The 25,065-nt window shown below is 74.5% G+C and carries 15 protein-coding genes; 4 read left to right on the forward strand and 11 right to left on the reverse strand.

The window, feature by feature from the left end:
• Positions 1 to 14: 14 nt before the first annotated feature.
• From lon to ACFVXJ_RS19610, 4 genes are all read right to left on the reverse strand, one after another.
• Positions 15 to 2,414, reverse strand: a complete 2,400-nt coding sequence (gene lon, locus ACFVXJ_RS19595; protein ID WP_389663151.1) for an endopeptidase La — start codon at positions 2,412 to 2,414, stop codon at positions 15 to 17.
• A 134-nt stretch (positions 2,415 to 2,548) separates the two neighbouring features.
• On the reverse strand, positions 2,549 to 3,304 hold the full coding sequence (locus tag ACFVXJ_RS19600; RefSeq protein ID WP_389663152.1) for a DUF4097 domain-containing protein: 756 nt from the start codon (positions 3,302 to 3,304) through the stop codon (positions 2,549 to 2,551).
• 65 nt (positions 3,305 to 3,369) lie between these two features.
• Positions 3,370 to 4,215, reverse strand: a complete 846-nt coding sequence (locus ACFVXJ_RS19605) for a sulfurtransferase (RefSeq protein ID WP_389663154.1) — start codon at positions 4,213 to 4,215, stop codon at positions 3,370 to 3,372.
• 59 nt (positions 4,216 to 4,274) lie between these two features.
• Positions 4,275 to 5,792: a hypothetical protein gene (locus ACFVXJ_RS19610; protein WP_389663156.1), complete on the reverse strand. Its 1,518-nt coding sequence runs from the start codon at positions 5,790 to 5,792 to the stop codon at positions 4,275 to 4,277.
• 42 nt (positions 5,793 to 5,834) lie between these two features.
• On the opposite strand from ACFVXJ_RS19610, the gene ACFVXJ_RS19615 reads away from it, so the two are divergent.
• The 4 genes from ACFVXJ_RS19615 to ACFVXJ_RS19630 all read left to right on the forward strand — a co-directional run bounded on the left by ACFVXJ_RS19615 (position 5,835) and on the right by ACFVXJ_RS19630 (position 12,529).
• The gene (locus ACFVXJ_RS19615) at positions 5,835 to 6,374 is read left to right on the forward strand and encodes a hypothetical protein (protein ID WP_389663158.1); all 540 of its coding nucleotides are present in this window, start codon (positions 5,835 to 5,837) and stop codon (positions 6,372 to 6,374) included.
• 104 nt (positions 6,375 to 6,478) lie between these two features.
• Positions 6,479 to 7,219, forward strand: coding sequence for a response regulator transcription factor (locus tag ACFVXJ_RS19620; protein ID WP_389663159.1), 741 nt, complete (start codon positions 6,479 to 6,481; stop codon positions 7,217 to 7,219).
• Positions 7,220 to 7,317: 98 nt separating this feature from the next.
• Positions 7,318 to 8,370, forward strand: coding sequence for an ATP-binding protein (locus ACFVXJ_RS19625; protein WP_389663263.1), 1,053 nt, complete (start codon positions 7,318 to 7,320; stop codon positions 8,368 to 8,370).
• A gap of 259 nt (positions 8,371 to 8,629) precedes the next feature.
• On the forward strand, positions 8,630 to 12,529 hold the full coding sequence (locus tag ACFVXJ_RS19630) for a multifunctional oxoglutarate decarboxylase/oxoglutarate dehydrogenase thiamine pyrophosphate-binding subunit/dihydrolipoyllysine-residue succinyltransferase subunit (protein WP_389663161.1): 3,900 nt from the start codon (positions 8,630 to 8,632) through the stop codon (positions 12,527 to 12,529).
• 144 nt (positions 12,530 to 12,673) lie between these two features.
• Here the strand turns inward: ACFVXJ_RS19630 and fxsT are convergent, their stop codons facing one another.
• The 7 genes from fxsT to ACFVXJ_RS19665 form a co-directional block, all read right to left on the reverse strand.
• Positions 12,674 to 15,676, reverse strand: a complete 3,003-nt coding sequence (fxsT, locus tag ACFVXJ_RS19635; protein ID WP_389663163.1) for an FxSxx-COOH system tetratricopeptide repeat protein — start codon at positions 15,674 to 15,676, stop codon at positions 12,674 to 12,676.
• A gap of 73 nt (positions 15,677 to 15,749) precedes the next feature.
• Positions 15,750 to 17,003, reverse strand: coding sequence for an aKG-HExxH-type peptide beta-hydroxylase (locus tag ACFVXJ_RS19640; RefSeq protein WP_389663165.1), 1,254 nt, complete (start codon positions 17,001 to 17,003; stop codon positions 15,750 to 15,752).
• A complete protein-coding gene (locus ACFVXJ_RS19645; RefSeq protein ID WP_389663166.1) occupies positions 17,000 to 18,325 on the reverse strand; it encodes an FxsB family cyclophane-forming radical SAM/SPASM peptide maturase in 1,326 nt (441 codons plus the stop codon). The genes ACFVXJ_RS19640 and ACFVXJ_RS19645 overlap by 4 nt, the downstream gene beginning before the upstream one ends.
• A gap of 136 nt (positions 18,326 to 18,461) precedes the next feature.
• Complete coding sequence (gene fxsA, locus ACFVXJ_RS19650) at positions 18,462 to 18,659, reverse strand: FxSxx-COOH cyclophane-containing RiPP peptide (RefSeq protein WP_361309576.1); 198 nt, start codon at positions 18,657 to 18,659, stop codon at positions 18,462 to 18,464.
• A 100-nt stretch (positions 18,660 to 18,759) separates the two neighbouring features.
• Positions 18,760 to 21,891, reverse strand: coding sequence for an SAV_2336 N-terminal domain-related protein (locus ACFVXJ_RS19655; RefSeq protein WP_389663168.1), 3,132 nt, complete (start codon positions 21,889 to 21,891; stop codon positions 18,760 to 18,762).
• Positions 21,892 to 21,896: 5 nt separating this feature from the next.
• The gene (locus tag ACFVXJ_RS19660) at positions 21,897 to 22,910 is read right to left on the reverse strand and encodes an AAA family ATPase (RefSeq protein ID WP_389663170.1); all 1,014 of its coding nucleotides are present in this window, start codon (positions 22,908 to 22,910) and stop codon (positions 21,897 to 21,899) included.
• A gap of 46 nt (positions 22,911 to 22,956) precedes the next feature.
• The gene (locus tag ACFVXJ_RS19665) at positions 22,957 to 25,056 is read right to left on the reverse strand and encodes a trypsin-like peptidase domain-containing protein (RefSeq protein WP_389663172.1); all 2,100 of its coding nucleotides are present in this window, start codon (positions 25,054 to 25,056) and stop codon (positions 22,957 to 22,959) included.
• Positions 25,057 to 25,065: the final 9 nt, after the last annotated feature.

The following is a 25,065-nucleotide window of genomic DNA, read 5'->3' on the forward strand; positions in this document are numbered from 1 at the left end:
CCGCCGGCCAGGCGCTACGCGGCAGCCGTCACGGCCGCCACCTCCGCCTCCGCGAGGGCCAGCTCCAGCACCTGGCGCACATCCGTCACCGGGTGCACCTCCAGTCCCTCCAACACCTCCGCCGGCACATCGTCCAGATCCGCCTCGTTCCGCTTCGGGATGATCACCGTGGTCAGCCCGGCCCGGTGCGCGGCGAGCAGCTTCTGCTTGACCCCGCCGATCGGCAGCACCCGCCCGGTCAGCGAGACCTCGCCGGTCATGGCCACGTCGGTCCGCACCTGTCGGCCCGACAGCAGCGAGGCCAGCGCGGTCGTCATCGTGATGCCCGCGCTCGGGCCGTCCTTCGGCACCGCTCCGGCCGGGAAGTGGATGTGCACGCCCCGGTCCTTCAGGTCGGCGACCGGAAGCTCCAGCTCGGCGCCGTGCGAGCGCAGGAAGCTGAGCGCGATCTGCGCCGATTCCTTCATCACGTCACCCAGCTGCCCCGTCAGCGTCAGCCCGGCCGCCCCGGTCTCGGGGTCGGCCAGCGACGCCTCCACGAACAGCACGTCGCCGCCCGCTCCCGTCACGGCGAGGCCGGTGGCCACGCCCGGCACGGCGGTGCGCCGCTCGGCCGGGTCCTGCGCGGACTCCGGGACGTGGTGCGGCCGCCCGATGAGCGCCCGCAGGTCGTCGGCGCCGATGGTGAAGGGCAGGTCCCGCTCGCCCAGCTCGTGCTGCGAGGCGACCTTGCGCAGCAGCCGCGCCAGCGACCGCTCCAGGGTGCGCACGCCCGCTTCCCGGGTGTACTCCCCGGCCAGCTTGCGCAGCGCGTCCTCCGCCAGGACCACCTCGTCGGCGGCGAGGCCGGCCCGTTCCAGTTGGCGGGGCAGCAGGTGGTCGCGGGCGATGACGATCTTCTCGTCCTCGGTGTAGCCGTCGAGCCGGACGAGTTCCATCCGGTCGGCGAGCGCCTCGGGGATGGCTTCGAGCACGTTGGCGGTGGCCAGGAACACCACGTCGCTCAGGTCCAGCTCCACCTCCAGGTAGTGGTCCCGGAAGGTGTGGTTCTGCGCCGGGTCCAGCACTTCCAGCAGCGCCGCCGCCGGGTCCCCGCGGAAGTCGGAGCCGACCTTGTCGATCTCGTCGAGGAGCACGACCGGGTTCATCGACCCGGCCTCCTTGATGGCCCGCACGATGCGGCCGGGCAGCGCCCCGACGTACGTCCGCCGGTGGCCGCGGATCTCGGCCTCGTCCCGTACGCCGCCCAGGGCGACCCGGACGAACTTGCGGCCCATGGCGTGCGCGACCGACTCCCCGAGGGAGGTCTTCCCGACGCCGGGCGGCCCGACCAGGGCCAGTACGGCGCCGCCGCGGCGACCGCCGATGACGCCCATGCCGCGCTCGGAGCGCCGCTTGCGCACGGCGAGGTACTCGGTGATCCGGTCCTTCACGTCGCTGAGCCCGGCGTGTTCGGCGTCGAGCACGGCGCGCGCGCCGCGGATGTCGTACTCGTCCTCGGTGCGCTCGTTCCAGGGCAGTTCCAGCACGGTGTCGAGCCAGGTGCGGATCCAGGACCCCTCGGGGGACTGGTCGCTGGCGCGCTCCAGCTTCTCGACCTCCTTGAGCGCGGCCTCCCGTACCTTCTCGGGCAGGTCGGCGCCCTCGACGCGGGTCCGGTAGTCGTCGGACTCCTCGCCTTCCTTCTCGCCGTTCAGTTCGCGCAGTTCCTTGCGGACCGCCTCCAGCTGGCGGCGGAGCAGGAACTCGCGCTGCTGCTTGTCGACGCCGTCCTGGACGTCCTTGGCGATGGACTCGGCGACGTCCTGTTCGGCGAGGTGGTCGCGGAGCGCCTTGATCGCGAGCTTGAGGCGGGCGACGGGGTCGGTGGTCTCCAGCAGTTCCACCTTCTGGGCCACCGTGAGGAACGGCGAGTACCCGGAGTTGTCGGCGAGGGCCGAGACCCCTTCGATCTGCTGGACCCGGTCCACGACCTGCCAGGCCCCGCGCTTCTTGAGCCAGCTGGTGGCGAGGGCCTTGTACTCCTTGACGAGTTCGGTGACGGCCCCGGGCAGCGGGTCGGGCACCTGTTCGTCGACGGTCTCGCCCTCGACCCAGAGCGCCGCCCCGGGTCCGGTGGTGCCGGCGCCGATCCGGACGCGGCCGCGACCGCGGATCAGCGCCCCGGGATCACCGTCGGAGAGCCGTCCCACCTGCTCGACGGTCCCGAGCACCCCGATCCCGGCGTACTTCCCGTCGACCCGCGGTACGAGCAGCACCCGCGGCTTCCCGCTGCCCGCGGCGGCCTGCGCGGCCTCCACGGCGCCGCGCACCTCGGCGTCGGACAGGTCCAGCGGTACCACCATTCCGGGCAGCACGACCTCGTCATCGAGCGGCAGCACGGGCAGAGTGAGCGTAACGGACGTCGAAGCCATGATCTTCCCTCCGGCAGTGAAGTTGAGCTATGCCGACTCAATGTCCCGGAGCCCCCCGATGTTCCCCAACCTGAGTTCGCCCGGGGCGAACACGCTCGGCGCGAACGCGTGCTCGGGCGAATCGACGCCGGGCGTCAGCCGGCCGAGAGGTGGAGATCGCCCGAGGTGGTGCGCACCGAGAGGCTCGCCGGGGCGGCCGGGTCGGCGGGGAGGCCGATGTCACGCGAGCCGGATGCGGTGGAGGCGGCGATCCGGTAGGCCGCCGGGGGCACCCGCAGCGTCAGGTCGCCCGAGCCGGTGTCGGTGGTGACCGAGGCCGGGGGCGTGCTGAAGACCAGGCGGGCGTCGCCCGAGTCGGAGTGGACGTCGGCGCGCGGGCCGGACAGTCCGGCGGCCCGGATGTCGCCCGAGGAGGTACGGATCGTCAGCGGGCCCGCGATGCGTTCGGCCGTGACGTCCCCCGAGGAGGAACGGAGGTCGGCGGCGGCGACGCCGGTGACCCTGAGGCGACCGCTGTCGGTCCGCAGCTTCACCGTCGCCGAGGCGGGCACCTCCAGCCGGTAGTCGACGTAGCAGGTGTCCGAGCAGCCGTCGGTGAAGCTGAGGAGACCCCCCGTGACCCGTTGCCCGGGCTCGGGCCGGGTGCCACCGCGGTAGTGCACCGTGCGGTGGACGGTGACGCCCGGGCCGCTGCCCGGGGTGACCTCGACCGAGCCGTGCCGCCCGTCCGCCACCTCGACGGAGTGGACGACCTCGGTCACGGTGGCGTCGTCGGTCGCCGTCTTCTGCCCACCCTCGGCGAGCCGGCCGAGGGAACAGCCGCTGAGGAGCAGTCCCGCGGTGACGGCGAGGGCGGGTACGGCGAGGAGGACGGGCCGGTGGGAAGTCATGTGCGGAAGTCTGTCGGGCTCCGGCCCCAGCCACGAGGGGGTCGCTACCCGGGCGCGGGCGGGGGTTAACCCCCCGTCACCGCCGGCCGGTCCGGGGTCCCGGGCAGGCCCCACTCGCTCCACGAGCCGTCGTAGACGGCCGTCTGCCGGTAGCCGGCCAGTTCGGCGCCCAGCGCGAGGACGCAGGCCGTCACCCCGGAGCCACAGCTGAGGTAGAGCCGCTCCCGCTCGCCCGCCGACGCCCGGAACGCCTCCCGGAGTTCGCCCGGCGGTCGCATCAGGCCGCCCGGTGCCCGGAGTTCCGTAAAAGGGAGGTTGACGGCGCCCGGCATGTGGCCGCCGCGCAGCCCCGGGCGGGGCTCGGGTGCGGTGCCCGCGAACCGCTCCCGGCTGCGGGCGTCGAGCACCGCGGCGCCCGGATCGGTCAGGGCCGCGGCCACCGTGTCGGCGTCGACCAGCAGTCCCGGGCGCGGTCGGGCGGTGAAGGAGCCGCGCGGGCCGTCGTACGCCGGGCCGGTGTTCTCCAGCGGCAGCCCGGCGGCCTGCCACGCGGGGAGCCCGCCGTCCAGGACGGCGGCCCGGTCGAAGCCCATCGCGCGCAGCATCCACCAGGCGCGGGCGCTGGAGTGGATCCCGGCGCCGTCGTACACGACGACCGTGTCGCCCTCCCCCAGCCCGAGGTCGCGCATCGCCTCCTCGAACCGCGCCGGCGTGGGCATGGTGTGCGGGAGGGGAGAGCCGTGGTCGGACAGCGCACCGTCGAGGTCGAAGGGACGGGCGCCGGGAATCCGCCGGTCCGCGCCGCGCCACGCGCCGACGGAGGCGTCGAACAGCACCAGGTCCGGTTCGAGCAGGCGGACGGCGAGCCGCTCGGCCCCGATCAGGGGTCCGAAGGGGTTCTCGGGCTCCATCGTGAAAATCCTCCGGTGTGTCGGTCCGCCCATCCAACCACCGTGCCCAGGCGGCGCCTTCAGCCGCAGTCGGCGTCGGTCCGGCCGTACACGGCGACGCGCGCCCCGCGCACCCCGGTGACCGAGCACAGCCGGAACCCCGCCGCCAGCGCCTCCCGCTTCGCCGCCTCCGCGGGGTACGGGTCGAGCGGCTGGCCCGGCGGGTCGAGCAGCGCCACCACCCGCGCCGCCCCGGCCAGCCGCGCCCGTATCCCCGCGGCGGGCAGCTCGGTCCCCCACAGGCTGTGGGAGGCCGTGGGGGTCCGGGCCAGGGCCAGGTCGCGCAGGGGCGCGTAGGTCCCGGGCGAGGACAGCAGCCACTCGCGCCGGCGCGCCGGCATGAACAGCACGGCGTCCCCCGGCCGGGCCCGCTCCCGGACGGCGGCGGCCACCGCCAACACGTCGTCCTTGCGGCTCTCGGGGGTCCGCAGCCGGCCCGACCAGCCTCCCCACGCCACCAGCAGCACGGCGGCCAGTACCGAGGCCCACACCGCGCGGGCCCCGATCGGGCGCGCCCGCACCGGGCGCGCCCACACGCCGTCGGCCGGCGCCAGGCGCAGCCCGATCAGCAGCGCGAGCCCGGCGAGGGCGTAGAGCACGTACCGGTCCACGTACCAGGGGTGGACCAGCGAGACCGTCATCAGCAGTCCCGGCGGCAGCAGCGCGAGCGGCACGGCGACCCGCAGGGCCCGGCGCTCCTCGCGAAGGCCCCGGGCCAAGAGCAGCACGGCGACGACGAGCACCCCGTACGCCGTCCAGTCCTGCCAGCTCGGCCGCCCGAGCCAGCCGAGCTGCTGCCGGGCCTGGCGGGCGCTGAGGACGGCCAGCGGCAGCAGGGCGGCGACGACGGCCGCGGCGCTCCACCGCCAGCCGCGCGAGCGCCACGCCGCGCAGGCGTGCGCGAGCAGGCCGAGTACCGCGAACTCGTGCAGCCAGCAGCCGAGCAGCAGCACCACCGCGTACGCCGGCCACCGCTCGGCCAGCATCAGGTAGGTGGCCCAGACCACGGCGCAGGCGACGAGGGCGTACGAGCGCCCCTCCTGCGCGTACATCTGCACGGGCGGCAGCAGGGCGTAGGCGCTCCCGGCGATCACCGCCGCCCCGGCCCGGGTCCCCGCCCGGGTCCCGGACCGCGGCCCGGCCGGGGTCCCCGCGCCGGGCCCCGCCAGCCGGTGTGCCACCGCGGCCACGCCGGCGGCGGCCAGGGCGGTGGCGGCGACGGAGGGCAGGCGCAGCGCCCACAGGCCGCCGTCCCACACGCCGTAGACCGCGTGCATCAGCAGGTAGTACAGGCCGTGGACGGCGTCGACGTGCCCGAGGAGTCCCGGGAGGTCGCCGAGCGGGCGGTGCGCCACCTGGACGGTGACGGACTCGTCGCGCCACATGCTGCCGCCGGCGGGGCCGCGTTCCAGGCCCCACAGGCCGAGGACGACGGCGAGGAGCGGCGGCAGCCCGCGGCACAGGGCCGTGCGGCCCCACAGGGCTGTGCGGCTGATGTCGGCCTCCGGGTGCTTCCGTGCGAGTGGTGCGGGCTCCATACTCGGGGTTCGGGTCGGCCCCCGTTCCAGCGGAGGTGGGTTGTGCGAGCGTTCCGGGCGACGGCAACGGCGACGACGGCGGCACTGCTGGGTGTGGTGGTCCTCGGCGGGTGCGGACTGGCCCGGCCGGACCACGCGCTGGTGACGTTCACCGCGGAGGCCACGGCCGGCGCGAGCGGGCCCGCGCCCCGGGACACGACGGCGCCCGAGACCGAGACCGGGGCGCCCTCCCCGCCGCCCGCCACCGCCGAGAGAATCGTCACGGTCACCCGCGGCGGCGGCTTCGCCGGCCGGACGCACACCCTGAGCGTCTCCCCCGACGGCTCCTGGACCCGGCGGGGCGCGCACGCGGAGCCCGAGGGCGGCGGCCTGCTCTCGTCGATCCAGCTCGGCCGGCTGCGCGCGGCGGTCGAGGCGGCGGACTTCGCGCAGCTGTCCCGGACCACGAAGAGCGGCGGGACGGTCTTCGACGGGTTCACGTACACCTTCGTCCGCGGCGGCCTCAAGGTCGTCACCAACGACGGTTCCGTCCCTGCGGTGTTGACGAAGGTGCTGGACGCGCTGCCCCCCTTCGAGGGCTGAGCGGGTTCCGGACGTCCGCGGCGGTCCGTCGGAACCCCACATGGCCGCGGGCCGATGCCTCCTCTACGCTGCACCCCATCACGCGGGATCTTCAGGGGCGGGACATGGAACAGACACACACCACCCACAGCGGCGCCGCGGCCACTCCAGGTGCCCAGCGGCGCGTGCTCGTGGTCGAGGACGACCGCACCATCGCCGACGCGATCGCGGCCCGGCTGCGCGCCGAGGGATTCCAGGTGCAGACGGCGTACGACGGCCCGGCGGCGGTCGCCGCGGCCGAGAGCTGGCTGCCCGAGCTGCTGGTGCTGGACGTCATGCTGCCCGGCTTCGACGGGCTGGAGGTCTGCCGCCGGGTCCAGGCGCAGCGGCCGGTGCCGGTGCTGATGCTCACCGCCCGGGACGACGAGACCGACATGCTGGTCGGGCTCGGGGTCGGCGCCGACGACTACATGACGAAGCCCTTCTCCATGCGGGAGCTGGCCGCGCGGGTGCACGTCCTGCTGCGGCGGGTGGAGCGGGCCACGCAGGCGGCGACCGCCCCGCGCGGGGCGACGCTGCGCCTGGGCGATCTGGAGATCGACCACGCGCAGCGCCGGGTGCGGGTGCAGGCGGAGGACGTGCACCTGACGCCGACCGAGTTCGACCTGCTGGTGTGCCTGGCCGGGACGCCGCGCGCGGTGCTCTCGCGGGAGCAGTTGTTGGCCGAGGTGTGGGACTGGGCCGACGCGTCGGGGACCCGGACGGTCGACAGCCACATCAAGGCGCTGCGCCGGAAGATCGGCGCCGAGCGGATCCGTACGGTCCACGGCGTCGGGTACGCCCTGGAGACCCCGGCCCAGTCGTGAGCGGCGCCCGCCCGGGTCGGGTGCGCGGCGCGGGCCGCACCGGTGGCGTCGGCCGCACCGGTGGTGCCGCCGACGGGGCCGCCGAGCGCGCCGGGGCACTGCGGCCGTTCTCGCCGTTCTCGATCAAGACGAAGCTGGGCACGCTCGTCGTGGTGTCCGTGTTCATCACGACGGGGCTGCTGATGGTGGCCCTGCGCACCGACACGGAGCTGCGGTTCATCACCGTGTTCTCGGTGATCGCCTCGATGTTGATCACGCAGTTCGTGGCGCACGGTCTGACGGCGCCGCTGGACGACATGACGAGGGTGGCCCGGGCGATCTCCCGCGGGGACTACACGCGCCGGGTGCGCGGGGCGGGCCGCCGGGACGAGCTGGGCGACCTGGCCTCGACGATCAACCTGATGGCGGACGACCTGGAGGCGGTGGACCGCCACCGCAAGGAACTCGTCGCCAACGTCTCGCACGAGCTGCGCACGCCGATCGCGGCGCTGCGCGCCGTGCTGGAGAACGTGGTGGACGGGGTCTCGCAGGCCGATCCGGAGACGATGCGGACGGCGCTCAAGCAGACCGAGCGACTGGGCCGGCTCGTGGAGACCCTGCTGGACCTGTCCCGGGTCGACAACGGGGTCGTGCCGCTGCGGGCGCGCCGCTTCGAGGTGTGGCCGTACCTGTCGGGCGTGCTCAAGGAGTCGGGGCTGGCGGCGGCCGGGCGGCCGGGGTTGGCCACCGGGTCGGGCGGACACACCCGCAACGACGTCCACCTCCACCTGGACGTGCATCCCTCGGGCCTGACCGCGTACGCGGACGCGGAGCGGCTGCACCAGGTGGTGGCCAATCTGATCGACAACGCGGTCAAGCACAGTCCGCCGCACGGCCGGGTCACGGTCCGCGCCCGGGCCGGCGACGCGCCCGAGAGCCTCGTGGTCGAGGTCCGGGACGAAGGGCCCGGAATCCCGGAAGAAGAACGCCACAGGGTCTTCGAGCGCTTCAACCGGGGCAGTGCGGGCGGCGGTGACGGCGGTACCGGGCTGGGCCTGGCGATCGCCCGCTGGGCCGTCGGCCTGCACGGCGGGGACATCCGCGTGGCCGAATCGTCACGGGGCTGCCGCATCCTCGTCACGCTTCCGGGCAGCTCGCGGGTGCCGCGTTGACGTAGGGTTCGAGTGGGAAAGGACATGATCTCGGCCACACCCGGCCGGGTTCACAAGGGGTGCGTAGCCAAGGGGGCCGCAACCTGGGTGCCCCCTACCCGAACCACGCTTGTTTCCCGCCATTCCCGGCGGTGAAACCCGCCGTTCGATGTGACCTGCACGACGTAAGTCCCGTCCGGCCTGCATCACCCCGTCCGGGAGGCGTAGCCTTTATTCCCGCTGTCCATACCTTGTGAAGCGGAAGAGGGCGGTTGCCGCCGTGTCGCCACAGTCCCCCAGTAACCCGAGCACCACGACCGAAGCAGCAGAGGGCGGGAAGACCCCTGCCTCAGGCTTCGGTGCGAATGAGTGGCTCGTCGACGAGATCTATCAGCAGTACCTCCAGGACCCCAACTCGGTCGACCGGGCCTGGTGGGACTTCTTCGCCGACTACAAGACCGGGGGCGCTGCCGCTCCCGTGAAGGCGGATGGTCCCGAGAAGTCCACGACGACGGACGGCGCCTCCGCACAGGCCGCCGCCACCGTCACCGCCGAGGTCCCGCGGGCCGACGTCGCAGCCGCCACGGGGGCGGCGAGCGCCGCACCCCCCGTCGCGGGGACCGGCTCCACCGGAGCCCCTGCCGCCACGCCCGTGTCAGCTCCTGCCCCTGCTCCTGCCACCCCCTCTGGTGCCCCTGCTGTGACTGTCACCTCCCAGGCCCCGGCCGCCGCACCGGCCGCGCCCGCCCCTCAGGCTGCCGCTCCGGTCGCCCCCCAGAAGTCCGCGCCCGCCACCGAGGCCCCCACCGGGCCCGAGCTGGTGACGCTCCGCGGTCCGGCCGCCGCCGTGGCCAAGAACATGAACGCCTCGCTGGACGTCCCGACGGCCACGTCCGTCCGCGCCGTCCCGGTGAAGCTGCTGTTCGACAACCGCATCGTCATCAACAACCACCTCAAGCGCGCCCGGGGCGGGAAGATCTCCTTCACGCACCTGATCGGCTACGCGATGGTGCAGGCCATCAAGGCCATGCCGTCGATGAACTACTCCTTCGCGGAGAAGGACGGCAAGCCGACCCTGGTCAAGCCGGAGCACGTGAACTTCGGCCTGGCGATCGACCTGGTGAAGGCCAACGGCGACCGGCAGCTCGTCGTCGCCGGCATCAAGAAGGCCGAGACCCTCAACTTCTTCGAGTTCTGGCAGGCGTACGAGGACATCGTCCGCCGCGCCCGCGTCGGCAAGTTGACGATGGACGACTTCACCGGCGTCACCGTCTCGTTGACCAACCCCGGCGGCCTGGGCACCGTCCACTCGGTGCCGCGTCTGATGCCCGGTCAGTCGGTCATCATGGGCGTCGGCTCGATGGACTACCCCGCCGAGTTCCAGGGCACCTCGCAGGACACCCTGAACAAGCTGGGCATCTCCAAGGTCATGACCCTGACCTCGACCTACGACCACCGGGTCATCCAGGGCGCGGCCTCCGGCGAGTTCCTGCGCATCGTCGCGAACCTGCTGCTCGGCGAGAACGGCTTCTACGACGACGTCTTCGAGGCGCTGCGCATCCCGTACGAGCCGGTCCGCTGGCTCCGGGACATCGACGCCTCCCACGACGACGACGTCACCAAGGCCGCCCGCGTCTTCGAGCTGATCCACTCCTACCGGGTCCGCGGTCACGTCATGGCCGACACCGACCCGCTGGAGTACAAGCAGCGCAAGCACCCCGACCTCGACATCACCGAGCACGGCCTCACCCTGTGGGACCTGGAGCGCGAGTTCGCGGTCGGCGGCTTCTCCGGCAAGTCCATGATGAAGCTGCGCGACATCCTCGGTGTGCTGCGCGACTCGTACTGCCGCACCACCGGCGTCGAGTTCATGCACATCCAGGACCCGAAGCAGCGCAAGTGGATCCAGGACCGCATCGAGCGCCCGCACTCCAAGCCGGAGCGCGAGGAGCAGTTGCGCATCCTGCGCCGCCTCAACGCGGCGGAGGCGTTCGAGACGTTCCTGCAGACGAAGTACGTCGGCCAGAAGCGGTTCTCCCTGGAGGGCGGCGAGTCCGTCATCCCGCTGCTGGACGCCGTCATCGACTCGGCCGCCGAGGCCCGCCTGGAAGAGGTCGTCATCGGCATGGCCCACCGCGGCCGGCTGAACGTCCTCGCCAACATCGTCGGCAAGTCCTACGCGCAGATCTTCCGCGAGTTCGAGGGCAACCTCGACCCGAAGTCGATGCACGGCTCCGGCGACGTGAAGTACCACCTGGGCGCCGAGGGCACCTTCACCGGCCTGGACGGCGAGCAGATCAAGGTCTCGCTCGTCGCGAACCCCTCGCACCTGGAGGCGGTCGACCCGGTCCTGGAGGGCGTCTCCCGCGCCAAGCAGGACGTCATCAACAAGGGCGGCACGGACTTCACCGTCCTGCCGCTGGCGCTGCACGGCGACGCGGCCTTCGCCGGCCAGGGTGTCGTCGCCGAGACGCTCAACATGTCGCAGCTGCGCGGTTACCGCACCGGCGGCACCGTCCACGTCGTCATCAACAACCAGGTCGGCTTCACCGCCGCCCCGGAGTCCTCGCGTTCGTCCATGTACGCGACCGACGTGGCCCGCATGATCGAGGCCCCGATCTTCCACGTGAACGGTGACGACCCGGAGGCCGTGGTCCGCGTCGCGCGGCTCGCCTTCGAGTTCCGTCAGGCGTTCAACAAGGACGTGGTCATCGACCTCATCTGCTACCGCCGTCGCGGCCACAACGAGTCCGACAACCCGGCGTTCACGCAGCCGCTGATGTACGACCTGATCGACAAGAAGCGCTCGGTGCGCAAGCTGTACACCGAGTCCCTCATCGGTCGCGGCGACATCACGCTGGAAGAGGCCGAGCAGGCGCTCCAGGACTTCCAGGGCCAGCTGGAGAAGGTCTTCGCGGAGGTCCGCGAGGCCGCCACGCAGCCCGCGGTCGCCGCCCCGGCCCCGGCCGCCGCGCAGCCGGAGTTCCCGGTCCCGGTGAACACGGCGGTCTCCCAGGAGGTCGTCAAGCGGATCGCCGAGGCGCAGGTCAACATCCCGGAGAACGTCACCGTCCACCCGCGTCTGCTGCCGCAGCTCCAGCGCCGCGCGGCGATGATCGACGAGGGCACCATCGACTGGGGCATGGGCGAGACCCTCGCCTTCGGTTCGCTGCTGATGGAGGGCACGCCGGTCCGGCTGTCGGGCCAGGACTCCCGCCGCGGCACGTTCGGCCAGCGTCACGCGGTCCTCATCGACCGGGAGACGGGCGAGGACTACACCCCGCTGCAGTACCTGTCCGACGACCAGGCCCGCTACAACGTCTACGACTCGCTGCTCTCCGAGTACGCGGCGATGGGCTTCGAGTACGGCTACTCGCTGGCCCGTCCGGACGCCCTGGTCCTCTGGGAGGCCCAGTTCGGCGACTTCGTCAACGGCGCGCAGACCATCGTGGACGAGTTCATCTCGTCCGCGGAGCAGAAGTGGGGCCAGACCTCCGGCGTCACGCTGCTGCTGCCCCACGGCTACGAGGGCCAGGGCCCGGACCACTCGTCCGCCCGCCCGGAGCGCTTCCTCCAGCTGTGCGCGCAGAACAACATGACGGTCGCGATGCCGACCCTGCCGTCGAACTACTTCCACCTGCTGCGCTGGCAGGTCCACAACCCGCACCACAAGCCGCTGATCGTCTTCACGCCGAAGTCGATGCTGCGTCTGAAGGCGGCGGCGTCGAAGGCGGAGGAGTTCACGACCGGTTCGTTCCGTCCGGTCATCGGCGACGGCACGGTGGACCCGAACGCGGTCCGCAAGGTCGTCTTCTGCGCGGGCAAGGTCTACTACGACCTGGAGGCCGAGCGGGAGAAGCGCGGCGTCACGGACACGGCGATCATCCGCATCGAGCGGCTGTACCCGCTGCCGGGCGCCGAGCTCCAGGCGGAGATCGCCAAGTTCCCGAACGCGGCGAAGTACATCTGGGCGCAGGAGGAGCCGGCGAACCAGGGTGCGTGGCCGTTCATCGCGCTGAACCTGATCGACCACCTCGACCTGGCGGTCGGCGCGGACATCCCGGCGGGCGAGCGCCTGCGGCGCATCTCGCGCCCGCACGGCTCGTCCCCGGCGGTGGGCTCCGCCAAGCGCCACCAGGCGGAGCAGCAGCTCCTGCTGAACGAGGTCTTCGAGGCGTAGTCGCCCCGCCGACCCGCACCACCCGCACCACCCGGAAGGCCCGGGCCCCGATCGGGGCCCGGGCCTTCCGGCCACCTCGGGCGGCGCCGACCAAATCCAGCCCGCTGTCGTCCGAGGCGCCGACCCCCACGAGGCTGGAAGTGGCTACGGCTGTGGCTCGAAGTCCCAGTACGGCCGGGCCTGTTGGCGGGCCGAGACCGTGTGGACGTGTTGCGCGCCCAAGGTGCGGGTCAGCGCCTTGAGGCCCGCGTCCTCGTGCTTCGCCGCCTCCGCGTCCTCCCGTACCGCCCGCAGGTCCGCCGCCAGCGCGATCTGTGCGCTCAGCGTCATCGGGTGGTCGGGGCCGAGCACCCGTTCCGCCCCCCGCAGGGTCTCCCGGCTCAGTTCCACCGCGTCCTCCGGCCGCCCGGTGATGTTCCGGTGCCCGGAGGCGTTCAGCGCGCAGCCCAGGGTCCACGGGTGCCCGTCGCCCAGCGCACCCCGCATCCCCACCAGCGCCTGCTCCGCCAGGTTCAGGGCCTCCGCCCGTTCGCCCTGTGCCCTCAGCACCAGCCCGAGGTTGCCGACCGTGCCGATGCTGTACGGGTGGGCCAGGCCCAGCTGCGACTGGTAGCCGCGTACGACGTCCTCCGAGATCCGGCGGGCCTCGTCCACGTCGCCGTACTCCCGCAGGTAGGTCGCGTAGTCGGAGGCGACCATCAGCGTCCAGGGGAACTCCGCGCCGAACACCCGCGTCGAGCGCTCCAGTACGCTGCGCAGCCGGGCCCCCGCGCCGGGGATGTCCCCGGAGCGGCGCAGGCACAGGCCCAGGTTGTGTTCGGCGCGCAGGGTCTGCGGGTGGTTGGTGCCCAGGACCTGCGCGTTGATCTTGAGCCCCTGTTCCTGGCGGGCCAGTGCCTCCCGGTAGCGGCCCATGAGGCGCAGGCCCATCGCGCAGCCGATCCCGGACGAAAGGGTGGCGATGTGCCGCACGCGCAGGACCCGTTCGCGGCGCCGCAGGGTGTCGAGGTCGGTGTCGTACGCCTCCTGGTAGCGCCCGAGGAGGCGCAGGGCGACGGCTACGTTGTTCTGCGCGGCGAGGGTGGTCGCGTCGTCCTCGCCGAGCAGCTCGCGGTAGCTGGCGAAGGCGTGTTCGAGCAGTTCGCGGGCCTGCTCGAACTTGGCGGTGCTGAGCAGCACCCCGGCGTAGGAGCTGGTGGCGCGCAGCGATTCGAGGTCGCGCGGGCCCCGTTCGGCCACCAGCCGCTCCGCCCGCGCCTTGGCGAGGTTTTCGGCCTGGCGGAAGTGGCCGAGCATCCGCAGGGCGCTGCTGTAGTGGTAGCTGAGTTCGCGTACCTGGTCGTGGTCCTCGCCGAGCATGGGCCGCCAGATCCCGTCGGTCTCCTCGGCCAGCCGCAGGCAGGTGCGGTACTCCCCGGCGCGCAGCAGGTAGCGCAGGCAGTTCAGCAGGAAGTTCTGGATGCGCGGGTTGGAGCTGCGCAGCACCCCGGCGGGTTCCAGGTGCGGGATGAGTTCGGCGTAGCGGGGCCAGAGCCGGGAGTCGGAGGGTTGTCCGGGGTCGGCCGCGGCGAGGACCTGGCGGACGACGCGGGACAGTTCCTCGGACTCGTCGTCGCCCAGGTCGCCGCGGACGATGTTGTGGACCATCCGGTGGAGTTGGACGGTCTCCAGGCCGCCTCCCTCCTCGACGGCGAGGTCGGAGTACTCCAGCCGGACGACGGAGAACTGGACGAGTTTGTTGAGGGCGGCGTTCCACCGGATCTGGTCGTTGATCAGCCCGGCGAGCTGTTCGGGCACGTCGTCCGCGGGGAACTCGCTCAGCAGCCGCAGCGGGACCCGGCCGGGGGCGAAGAAGACGAACAGCCGCAGCAGCGCGAGGGCGTCGGGGAAGTTCTCCCGTACGTTGTTCAGGAGTATGGCCAGCGCGGTGGGGAAGGGCAGCGGGTAGTCGTCGGAGAGGGTGACGGCCTCGTGGGAGTCGAGCCGGCGTTGCAGCAGGTTCAGGTACTCGCCGACGCCGATCGGCGAGTCGGCGAGCCAGCCGGCGGTCTGGTCGAGGGCGAGCGGGTAGTCCTCCAGGGCCTCGGCGAGTTGGTCGGCCTCGGCGGCGGTGAGCCGCCCGGCGCGGCGGCGGATGAAGGTCACCGACTCGGGGCGGGCGTACAGCGGGACTTCCACGAGGCTGGTGTGGCGAGCCGCCCATTCGCGGTTGCGGGAGGTGATGATCACGTCGCCGGCGCCGGAGGGCAGCAGGTCGGTGAGGTCGTCGGGGTTGTCGCAGCCGTCGAAGACCAGCAGCCAGCGGTAGAACGGGTTGCCGCGCCGCAGCGCCTCCAGCACCGCCCGGATCTGCTCCCCGTAGCTGCCCGCGCCGCGCGGCAGGCCGAGCGCGGGCGCCAGGTCCGCGAGCCGCTCGCGCAGGGTGGGCCGGTCCTCGGCCGGGACCCACCACACCACGTCGTACTCGGAGGCGAAGCGGTAGGCGTACTCGGTGGCGACCTGCGTCTTGCCCACCCCGGAGAGACCCAGCAGGGTGACCGTGGAGGCCCCGGGCGGGGCCTCGGTGAGGGCGGCGCGGAGCCGGCCGATGACGTCGTTGCGGCCGGTGAAGCGCGGGTTGCGGCGCGGTACCCGGCCCCAGATCTCGGGCGGGTCGTTGGGGAAGCGGGGGCCGCGACGGCCGCTCTCGATGCCGATGCGGTCGGTGGGCAGCTCCAGCCGGCGCAGTACCCGGTACTCGGCCTCGTAGGCGTCCAGGCCCCACAGGTCGGTCTTCTCCAGGGCGGCCACGGCGCTCGGCAGCGGGGCGTCGGTGAGGCAGACGGCGGCGAACCGGTCGGGGTGGTGTTCGGTGACGGTGCGCAGGGCCGCGTTCCACTCCTCCTCGGTGTGGGTGCCCGCGGAGAAGTACCGTTCGCTGAGGACGACGATGACCCTCCCGCCGGCGCGGGCCAGGTCGTCGAGGGCCTCGGTGATTCCCGGGCTGGTCTGCGGGTCCCAGCGCTGGAGGGCGACGCGGTGGCCGTGCTCCTCCAAGCGGTGGGCGATCCACACGGCCCAGGGCCGGTTGAAGCCCGCGAAGCTGATGACGAAGCGCTGCGGCGGCTGCGCCGCTCCGTCACGGTCCTGCCGAATTCCGGTGGTCATGCGGCCGTCTCCCTGAAACCGGGCGGTGGACGGGGTTGAAAAGGTACCGCAACGGACGGTCCGTCAGAGCCCCTCAGCACCCCGGGAAATCGGCGAGTTCGGGGTGCCTCTCGCACCAGGCGTGGCGTTCGCGTTCCAGGGTCCGGCGGGCCGTGGCGTGCTGGTCTCCGGGGGGTGGGAGTTCGTCCATGGCCTGCTCGGCGGCGGCCATGGCGTCGGCGAACTCCGCTCCTCCGGACGTCAATTGGGGGTGGCTGCGGATGGCGGGCAGGACGGCCGCCACCTGGGCGCGCAGCCGCGCGTGCCGGGCCCACGCGCCGCGCGCCCCGTAGAGGGCGGCGTGCTGCCAGTATCCGGCGAGGGCCAGGTGGGCGTACGCGCCGTGCAGCAGCCCGTCGAGCGGTCGGGGGTCGCTGCGCCAGGGGGCCCAGTGGCGGGGCGTGCGGTCCGCGGTGTGCAGGGTCAGTACGTCGGCGAGGGCGGTGAGCTTGCCGTGCTGGACCTCGTGGACCAGGGTGGCGGCCAGGGCGGGCGGGGCCTGCGCCCGGGCCAGTACGGACCCGGCGGCGGCGGGCAGTGTCGCGCCGCTGGAGCGGGAGCCGCCGGCCAGGGGGACCACCGAGCGCAGCAACCGGCCGATCTCGTCCGCGCGGGCGCAGTCGTAGCGGCGCAGCAGGGTGAGGGCGCCGGACCACTGGGTGTCCCAGCGCTTGTGGCCCTTGGGGGTGAGCCGCCGGGCGGGGCGCACTTGGGCGGGTTCGTCGCGGGCCGGGGCGCGGTAGGGGTCGAGGTCGTCGAGGGCGGTACGGCCGTCGGGCAGGGCGTGCAGCGGCAGCGGGTCGGGGGCGCCGGACCAGGACCGTTCGGTGACGGCGAGCGGGCCGGGCCGGTCGGGGCGCAGCAGCCCGAGGGTGGGCAGGACCAGCCGGCCGTTCGCGGGGCGCAGGGTGACCTTGAAGGTGATCCCGGCGCGCAGCGCGGCGGCGGCGGCGAGCGCCCCGAGGTGGCCGAGGTCGGCGGGGGGCCCGTCCGGCGCGTGCAGCCGGCGCAGGGTCTCCTCGGCCCAGACACCGGTGGCGGGGTAGTGCAGTACGTCCCGTACCGCGTCGGGGTCGTGCCGTTCGGCTTCCTCCAGCAGCGCCCAGTGCTCGGCGGCCTCGGCGCCGGGGGCGCGGTCGAGTACGGCGCGCAGCAGCAGCAGCCGCTTGGAGCGGCGTACGTCGCGCACGAGCCGGGTGCCTTCCGGGGAGGGTTCGGTGGAGGCGAGGGCGCGCAGGGTGGGGGCGCTGACGGCGAAGGGGGCGAGGGCGGCCGGGGCTTCGCTCATGAGACGGCCCGCCCGGTGGCGGCGGTGTGCAGGGCCCGCGCGATGTGCCGGATCAGGACTTGGAGGTCGGCGCAGTACACGGAGGGCGTACGGAACCCTTCGCCGGCGCGGTAGCGGTGCGGGTAGTGGCCGCCGCCGCACACCTCGACGAGTTCGCAGGAGCGGCAGGCGGCGGCCAGGGCGTCGCGTCCGAGCTGGCGGGCGGCGAAGCCGGGGTGGTCCAGGAGCCGGTCGAAGCCGTCGGTGTCGATGTGCAGGCCGGTCGTGGCGGCGCCCTCGTAGGCGGATTTCAGCGAGTCGGCCTGTTCGATGCTGCCGTCGGTCTCGATGACGGCGGTGCCGGCGGGGGCCAGTCCCAGGGTCTCGGTGGCGGTGGGCAGTCCGAGCAGCAGGGCGATGATCTCCTCGAAGATCCGTACCCGGGTGCGGCGTTCCCCGTCGTGCCACCAGCGTTCGAAGACGGCGAGCAGCCAGTCGGCGTACGGGGTGGCGTGCGGGCCGTGACCGGGCGGCGGGTCGCTCCAGTTGGCCAGCGGCAGCAGCAGGCCGATGGCGGGCGGGGCGAAGTCGAGGAGCGACTCGTACACCTCGACGGGGTCCTGTGCGAGGTCGACGACGCAGAGCACGCCGGCGTAGCTCTCGGGGTGCCGGGCGAGCAGCCGCAGTCCCCGCGCCGCGGCCCCGAACCCGGGGCGTCCGGCGTGGTCGGCGCGGCGGGTGTTGTGCGCGGGCAGTCCGCCGTCGAGGCTGACGCCGACCCGGATGCCGGCGGCGGCCAGCGCGGCGAGCCGGCCGGGGGTGAGCAGGGTGGCGTTGGTCTGGACGGTCGCGGTGACCCGGGTGTCCGGGGCGACGGCGGCGCGGACCGCCTCGACGGGCGCGGCGAGCGCGGCGGGGCCGGTCAGCAGCGGCTCGCCGCCGTGCAGGACGAGGTCGACGCGGGTCAGCCGGTGGGTGTCCGCGTGCTCGGCGATCCGCTGGGCGGCCCGGCGGACGGTGCCGGCGGACATCACGGCGGGGCGCTCGCGCCAGGACTGGTCGGCCATCTCGTAGACGTAGCAGTAGGTGCAGGCGAGGTTGCAGCGGCTGTGCGTCTTGAGGACGAATTGGCGTACGGGCGAGGGGCGGTGGCCGGCGGCGCGCAGGGCGGCGACGTCGAGCCGGGTGTGCGGCCAGGGCGCGTGGAGCGCGTGCGGGTCGCCGGCGTCGGCCCCCGCCGGGCGGGCGTCCGCCACCCCGTCCCCGCGCCCCGCCGTTCGCGGTGCGTCGGGCGGCGGCCGGTGCGCGGGCAGCACGGCGTCGCTCGTGATCGCTTGCGTCATCGGCCTGCGCCTCCCCTCCCCGCCGCCTCCCCGGAGGCGGCCCGCTCCCCGGAGCTGCCCGGTTCCCCGGCGGACGGTCCATCCCTGCCCTGCGGACGAGCCGGACTAACGGCGGAAAGTGGTCAACCCCACCCGCTCACACCACCCCCGAGTCGAAGGCGTTGAGTATCTCGGCGGGGTGCGTGACCCGCTCGACCAGGCCCTCGATCACCTGGGCGAGCACCGGGTGCCCGATCCCGCGCAACTCGGCCAGATCCAGTCCGGACAGGTCCGGCAACCGCCCGCCGCCGCACTCCCGCCCGGCCGTCGGCACCCGCTGATCCTGAGTCACCATGTGCTGTCCGTCCCCCTCTTGCCCGTATGGTCCACTGCCCTTTCCCTTCCCGCGCCCGCCGGAAACGGTCGCTGCGGGCGGGAGCGGTACCGCCGCCCGGTCACGGGCCCGCCTCCAAGGCGCGGATCCGCTCCCCCACCCAGGCCGCACGGGCCTCCCCGGTGCCTGCCCGCAGCCACAGTTCCAACGCCGCCCGGTATGCCTCCAGGGCCCCTCTGGGCCGCTCCAGCCGCTCCAGCACCTCGCCGCGCAGCTCCTGCACCCGCGCGGCGAGTTCCACCGCGACCCGCTCCAGGTCGTCGCCGCCCGCGGACAGGGCCGCGCGCCACGACCTGCGGTAGGAGTCGGCGGCCCGGTCGAGCCGGTCCACGGACCGGGTGTGGGCGTGGATCTCCTGCTGGACGTCCCCGTGCTCCCGCCAGGCCCGCGCCTGCTCCAGCGGGCTGCGGCTCTGCCGTGCGGCCAGCTCCAGCAGGTGTTCGGCCTCCCTCAGGTCCACCAGGTCGCCGTCGTAGGAGTGCCGCAGCCGCAACCCGGCCGCCAGCCGCAGCAACCGCCGGGCCGCACCCGGGTCCGACTGCGGGACCGCCGCCCGGCTCTCGCGCAGCACCCGGACGGCGGTGGACGCGTACCGCCGCCCGTCGGGGTGGGCGGCCGAGGCCCGGTCCAGGAGGACGTCGCCCCACTCGGGCAGCAGCTCCCCGTAGGCGTCCCCGTCCCGGGAGAGCAGCCTGCGGGCGCGTTCGTACGCCGCGGCCGCGTCGTCGAGGGCGGCCGGGTCGGCGTCCCGGGCGTACCGCGCCCGGTGCACCCGCGCGAGGCACACCAGCGCCGCGAGCCGCAGCCGGGGCTCCCCGGCGGCGTCCTCCGCCTCCCGCAGGGCCTCGGCCAGTTGCCCGGCCGCCTCCTCCAGCCGCGCCGGCAGGTACCGCAGCGCCGTGGCCCGCTCCACCCGCGCCCGGGCCCGGTCCTCCGCGCCGGCCTCCGGGTCCACCTCCAGGCGGTCCGCGGCCCGTTCGGCCAGGGCGGTGCGTCGCGCCGGGTCCGCGGTGTGGGGCAGCAGGGCGAGCAGGACCCGTCCGAGGGCCGGGCCGACCCCGGGCTCGTCCTCCCCGGCGGCCTCCAGCGCGGCCCGGGCCTCCCGCAGCGGCGCCGGGTCGCCGCGCAGCTCGCCCAGCCGGACCAGGGCGCGGGCCCGCCGCACGACGCAGTCGAGCCGCAGCTCCCGGTCCGCGCCGGACTCCGGACCGGCCGCTGCCCCGACCGCCGCGAACTCCCGCTCGGCGGCCTCCAGGAGCCGCGCGTCCGGGGCGTCCCCGGCCAGGGCCAGCTCGTACAGCACCCGGCCCCGCGCCGCCCGGGCGCGCGGGGTGCCCAGTGCGGCCACGGCCCGCTCCGCCTCGGTCAGCAGCTCGGGGTCGCGTTGCAGGGTCCACAGCCGCAGCAGCGCGCCCGCGAGCTCGACCTCGGCCTCCTCCGCCGGGTCGGTGGGACCCGGGGGCGCCGCCACGGCCCGGCGCAGCAGGGTGACGGCCTCGTACAGACCGCCCCGGCCGCCCTCGGCGATCCGGGCCCTGGCCGTCCGTACGGCCCGCTCCCGGGCGGGCGCGGCGAGCGGCGGTTCGGCATCCGGTCCGTCGGGCGGCGGGCCGGGCAGGTAGCGGCGGACGACCTTCGCCGAGACCTGGGCGAAGGCTTGGGGGAGCCGCCCGGCGGGTACCCGTTCGCCGTCGGGCTCCAGGGGCGCGCCGGTCAGCTCGGAGACGGCGAGCGCGGGGAAGTTCCGTACGCCGCGCCCGAAGTGGGAGCGTACGTACGCGGAGCAGTGCTTGAGCACCAGTGCCGCCTCGTCCCGGCCGAGCGGCCCCAGCAGTACGTCCTGCACGCCGGGGACGAACTCGTACCACCCGGCGTCCGGTGCGCGCCGCAGCAGCCCGCTCAGCAGGACCTCCGCCAGGTCGGAGGGTTCCGAGTCGGGGAGCATGGTGCGCTGTACGAGCCTCATCACGGGCAGCGTGAGGGGGGCCGCCGCCAGGTACAGGGCGAGTCGCACCGCGCCGGGCGCGGCCGAGGAGCGGAAGCGGCGGACCAGTTCGCGTGGCGGCCGCGCGGCCCGGGGCGGGGCCTCGGGCCCGGCCGGGTGGCGGGCCAGGACCCGCCCGACCTCGGCCGGCACCGGGCCGGTGCCGAGCCCGGCGACGAGCCGGGCCCAGGCGCCGAGCGCGCCGGCGTTCGGCGGCAGGACGGGCACGGTCAGTCCTCCGGTGGGCCGGCCACTGCGGGCCGGCCGGTCCGGGCGGAACTCCAGCTTCCGCGGGCCGGCCTCGGTACGGGAGAGCACCCCGCGCTCGGTCGGCAGCCTGCTCCGGCTCCACAGGCGCTGCGGCAGCGGTTGCACCACCACGCAGGGGGTGCACTCGGCCCACCGGTACAGCAGCCGCTGCGCCCGCCCCTCGCGCCACACGGGCCCGGCGCAGTCGGAGACCACCATGGTCAGCGTCCGGCCGGTGGGGTCGCGCAGTTGTTCGCCGGAGCGGACCCCGGCGGCGGGGCGCGGACCCCGGCCGACGACGGCGCTGCCGTCCGCCAAGCGGTGCAGGTAGGCGACCTGGACGTCACGGAAGGCCCCCAACCGTTCGCACACGGAGCGCAGTTCCTCGAACAGGTCGTGCCACACGGCCATCGACGGTGACGCGTCCATGACCAGGCGTACGGTCGCCTCGCGCCGGCTGTCCGGCCGGAACACGGGGATGACCAGCCCGAGGGCCCGGGCACTGGCCTCGGCGGTGGCGCCCTCGTCGAGGACGGTCCGGGTGGGCGGTCCGGGCGGGCGGTGCCGCTGGAGGGCGCGCAGGGCCCGCTGGATCTCCAGGATGCGGGGCAGCGCCGCCGCGCCGGGCACCCGTACCGGTACCCCGTCGCCGGCCGGGAGGTCCGCGTCGGCGTCGGCCGCCCCGGCCGTTCTCGTGGCGTACAGCCGGACCGGGTCCTCCGGCGCGGGTTCCTCCCGTACGGGTCCGTCCGCGCGCGGGGCCTCCCGCGCCGCGTCCTGCCGCCTCCCCGGCCCGGACACCGGCTCCCGGGCCGGGTCGTCCCCGGCTCCCGGCGCCCCGGCCGGCGCGCCGGTGCGCCCGGCGAGCCACAGCGCGTCGGCGAGTTCCTCGGCGGTCGGGTCGAGCCCCGCGCCGCGCAGCAGCGTGACGAGGTCCCGGACGGGGTCGGCGGCCGGCACGGGTGTCACCTCGGCCGGTCGAGGCGTTGGATGAGCAGGTCGGCGAGGTCTTCCCGGGTGGGCGGGGCGGCGTAGTGGGTGAGGTAGATGGCGTTGAGCAGTTGGTCGGCGGCGACCAGCTCGGACTGGGAGCGGCTGAGGAACTCGCGGATCAGCTCGGCGCCGAGTTGCGCGGCCTCCTCCCCCAGGTGGGCCCGCACCATGGTGGCGAGCCGTTTCTCGCCGGGCTGTCCGAGCTTGAGCTGGATGCACCGCCTGAGCAGCGCGGCCGGGAAGTCCCGTTCGCCGTTGCTGGTCAGGATGATGAACGGGAAGGCCCGGCAGCGCACGTGCCCGTCCCGCACGGTCACCTTCGTCCCGTCGTCGGTGAGGACCCGCACCTCGGGTTCGGAGTCCGCGACCCGTTCCAGCTCGGGCAGGGTGAACTCCCCTTCCTCCAGGACGTTCAGGAGGTCGTTGGGCAGATCGATGTCGCTCTTGTCGAGTTCGTCGATGAGCAGCACCCGGGGACGCGTGGTGGGCAGCAGCGCCGTCCCCAGCGGTCCGAGCCGGATGTACTTGCCGATCCCGGGCACCCCGCCGGCGGCCGTCCCGCCACTGGCGGCGATCTGTACGTCCTGGAGCCGGGCGATGGCGTCGTAGCGGTACAGGCCCTCCTGGAGCACGGTGCGCGACACGACCGGCCAGCGCAGGACGCGGCCGAGTCCCAGTTCGTGGGCGACGGCGTGCGCGAGGGTGGACTTCCCGGTCCCGGGATAGCCGGTGACCAGCAACGGCCGCCGCAGGTACAGGGCGGCGTTGATGGCCTCCAGTTCCTCGGGCTCGGGGCGGTGCAACTCGGCGGCCTGCCGGTGCGCGCCGAGCCGGCGGGCCACGTTCCCGTCGGCCGGGCCCGCGGCGGCGGGGCCGTCCTCGACGGGGCCGCCGTCGAAGTCCCGCCAGGGCGGCGGGTCCGGCAGGGCGTCGATCCCGTCGTGGGGCTCTCCGACGCCCCGGTAGATGAGCCACTCCTCGGTCATGTGCGTGCCCCTCCCGTCGATCCGGCGGTGTCCGGCCGCCGGCCCCTCACAGGTCCCCCTGCAGTGGTTCGTCCTCCGGGAGCGGTCGCTGCGGGTCCTGCCACAGCAGCGCCGTCCCGATCGCCCAGTAGGCGTCCGGGTCGGCCGCGTACGCCCGCCCCCGCAGCGCCTGGAGCCGGGCGGGCAGTGCCGCTCCCCTGCCCGCCTCGGCCAGTTCCTCGCGCAGGCCGCGGTGGAAGGGCTCGCAGGACGTCCTGGGGTCGGCGGGGGGCCGCCGGCACACCACCACCCCGTAGCCGGCGTCCCGCGCCTCCCGCAGTACCGCGCGCGTCGGGTCTTCCGCCGCCGCCCGGCACAGCACCGGCAGCGTGTGGTCCACCAGGCCGGCCAGCCAGCCGGGCGCCGGGCGCCACTTGCGACCGCGCGAGCAGTCGGCCCGCCGGCCCAGCAGCGGGCCCGCCTGCACCCGCGCCCACCGCTCGGCGGCGTCGGCGGGCGGGTCGCCGCCCGGGTAGCGCAGCACGACGGGCCGCTGCACGCCGACCGGGACCCCGCCCGACACCGTCCACTCGTCGACCGGCAGCCCGAACAGTTCCTCGGCCACCACCACTTCCAGCAGTGCGGCCGCCTCGTGGGTGTCGCACCGCCGGAACCCCTCGGCGAGCGGCGCCCGCACCGCCTCGGGCAGGGCCGCCAGGGTGACCCGGTTGCCGGAGGCCACCGGGGTGGCGTCGCCCGGCCGGGCCGGGCCGGCCAGCACGGAGACCCGCCAGTCGTAGACGTCCTCCCAGACGTGCGCCCAGGTCTCCAGCAGCACCGACGGGCCCGGGGGCGCTCCCGCGACCCGCCGGAAGGGGCCGTGCGCCTGCCGCCCGGCGCCGGCGCGCCGGCGCCGTTCGCGTTCCGCGAGGCCGCGCTCGTAGCGCTCGCCCAGTTCGCGGCGCAGCGGGCGCCAGAGCCGGGCGGCGGTCGCCCGTACCCAGTCCCAGAGTTCCTCGTCCGCGCCGGGTGACGGCGGCTCGCGGTGGTCGGCGACGCTGACGTCGGTGGCGTAGCGGAGCATCGCGGCGGCCTCACCGCCCGCGGACGGCGGGTCGTGCAGCAGGCCCAACCCGTCGCGCCAGGTCAGCGGGGCCGGTAAGCCGGTGTCGGGTTCCTCGCCGCGGGCCGCCTCGGCGAGGGCACGGACGATCTCGGAGGAGCCGGGCGGCGGCAGTTCGGCGAGCAGCCCGCACAGGGTGGTGCGCTCAGCCGGGGTGAGCCGGCTGAGACGGCTGAGCCGGGTGGGACGCTCGGGGCCGCCGGTGGCGTCGTCCTCGTCCGAAGGCAGCTCGGCGTGCACGTCGGTCCAGGTGCGGCGGCTGTCGAGATCGCTGACGTGTTGGTCGTAGTGGTACAGGTCGTGGCCCTGCATCACCCGCCGGTACAGGCCGACCTGCCCGGTCGTGCCGGTCGGCAGGGTCCGCAACTGCGCCACCGACACGGCGATCCCCCCGCCGCCCGCCTGTCGGCGGGCCTTGACGATCCCGATGACCTCGCCGCGCGCCAGGTCCACCAGGGGGCCGCCCGACATGCCGGGCTCGATCTCGTCGTCGTCACCGAGACGGATGGCCGCGCCGTTCGCGGCGGTGCCGCGCAGCCGCGTGGTCCGGCCGGTGATCTCCCGTACCCCGAGGTCCTCGGTGACGCCGAAGTAGGCGGCGTCGTCGAGCCGGGGGCCGGCCCGGTCCGTCAGCCAGACGCAGGCGTGCGAGACGGGCGCGAGGACCCGTACCAGCGCGAGGTCGGGCAGGTCCCACAGGGCGCGCGGGGCGGGCCGGCGCTCCTCCAGCCGCTCGGGCAGCACGCACTCCACGCGCCCGGCGACCGTCCCGGTGCCTCCCGCTTCGCCGGGGAAGCCGGCGACGGAGAAGGTGATGCCGACCTCCCGGCCCACCAGACGCACCGCAGCACCCCCTTCGCCGACCACGTGCGCGCACGTGAGGACCCAGCCGGGGGCGATGAAGAAACCGCTCCCCCAGGTCGGACCGGTCCCAGGGTTTCCATACCCGTCCGCGGGCGCGTGGACGCGCACGGTGGCAGCTTTGACGAGGGGTTCCAGAAGCTCGAAGGCGTGCGCGGAGCCGCCCGTGCGCCCGTCCGGCATCCCTGTCCC

Source organism: Streptomyces sp. NPDC058279 (assembly GCF_042881255.1).
Taxonomy (GTDB): Bacteria; Actinomycetota; Actinomycetes; order Streptomycetales; family Streptomycetaceae; genus Streptomyces.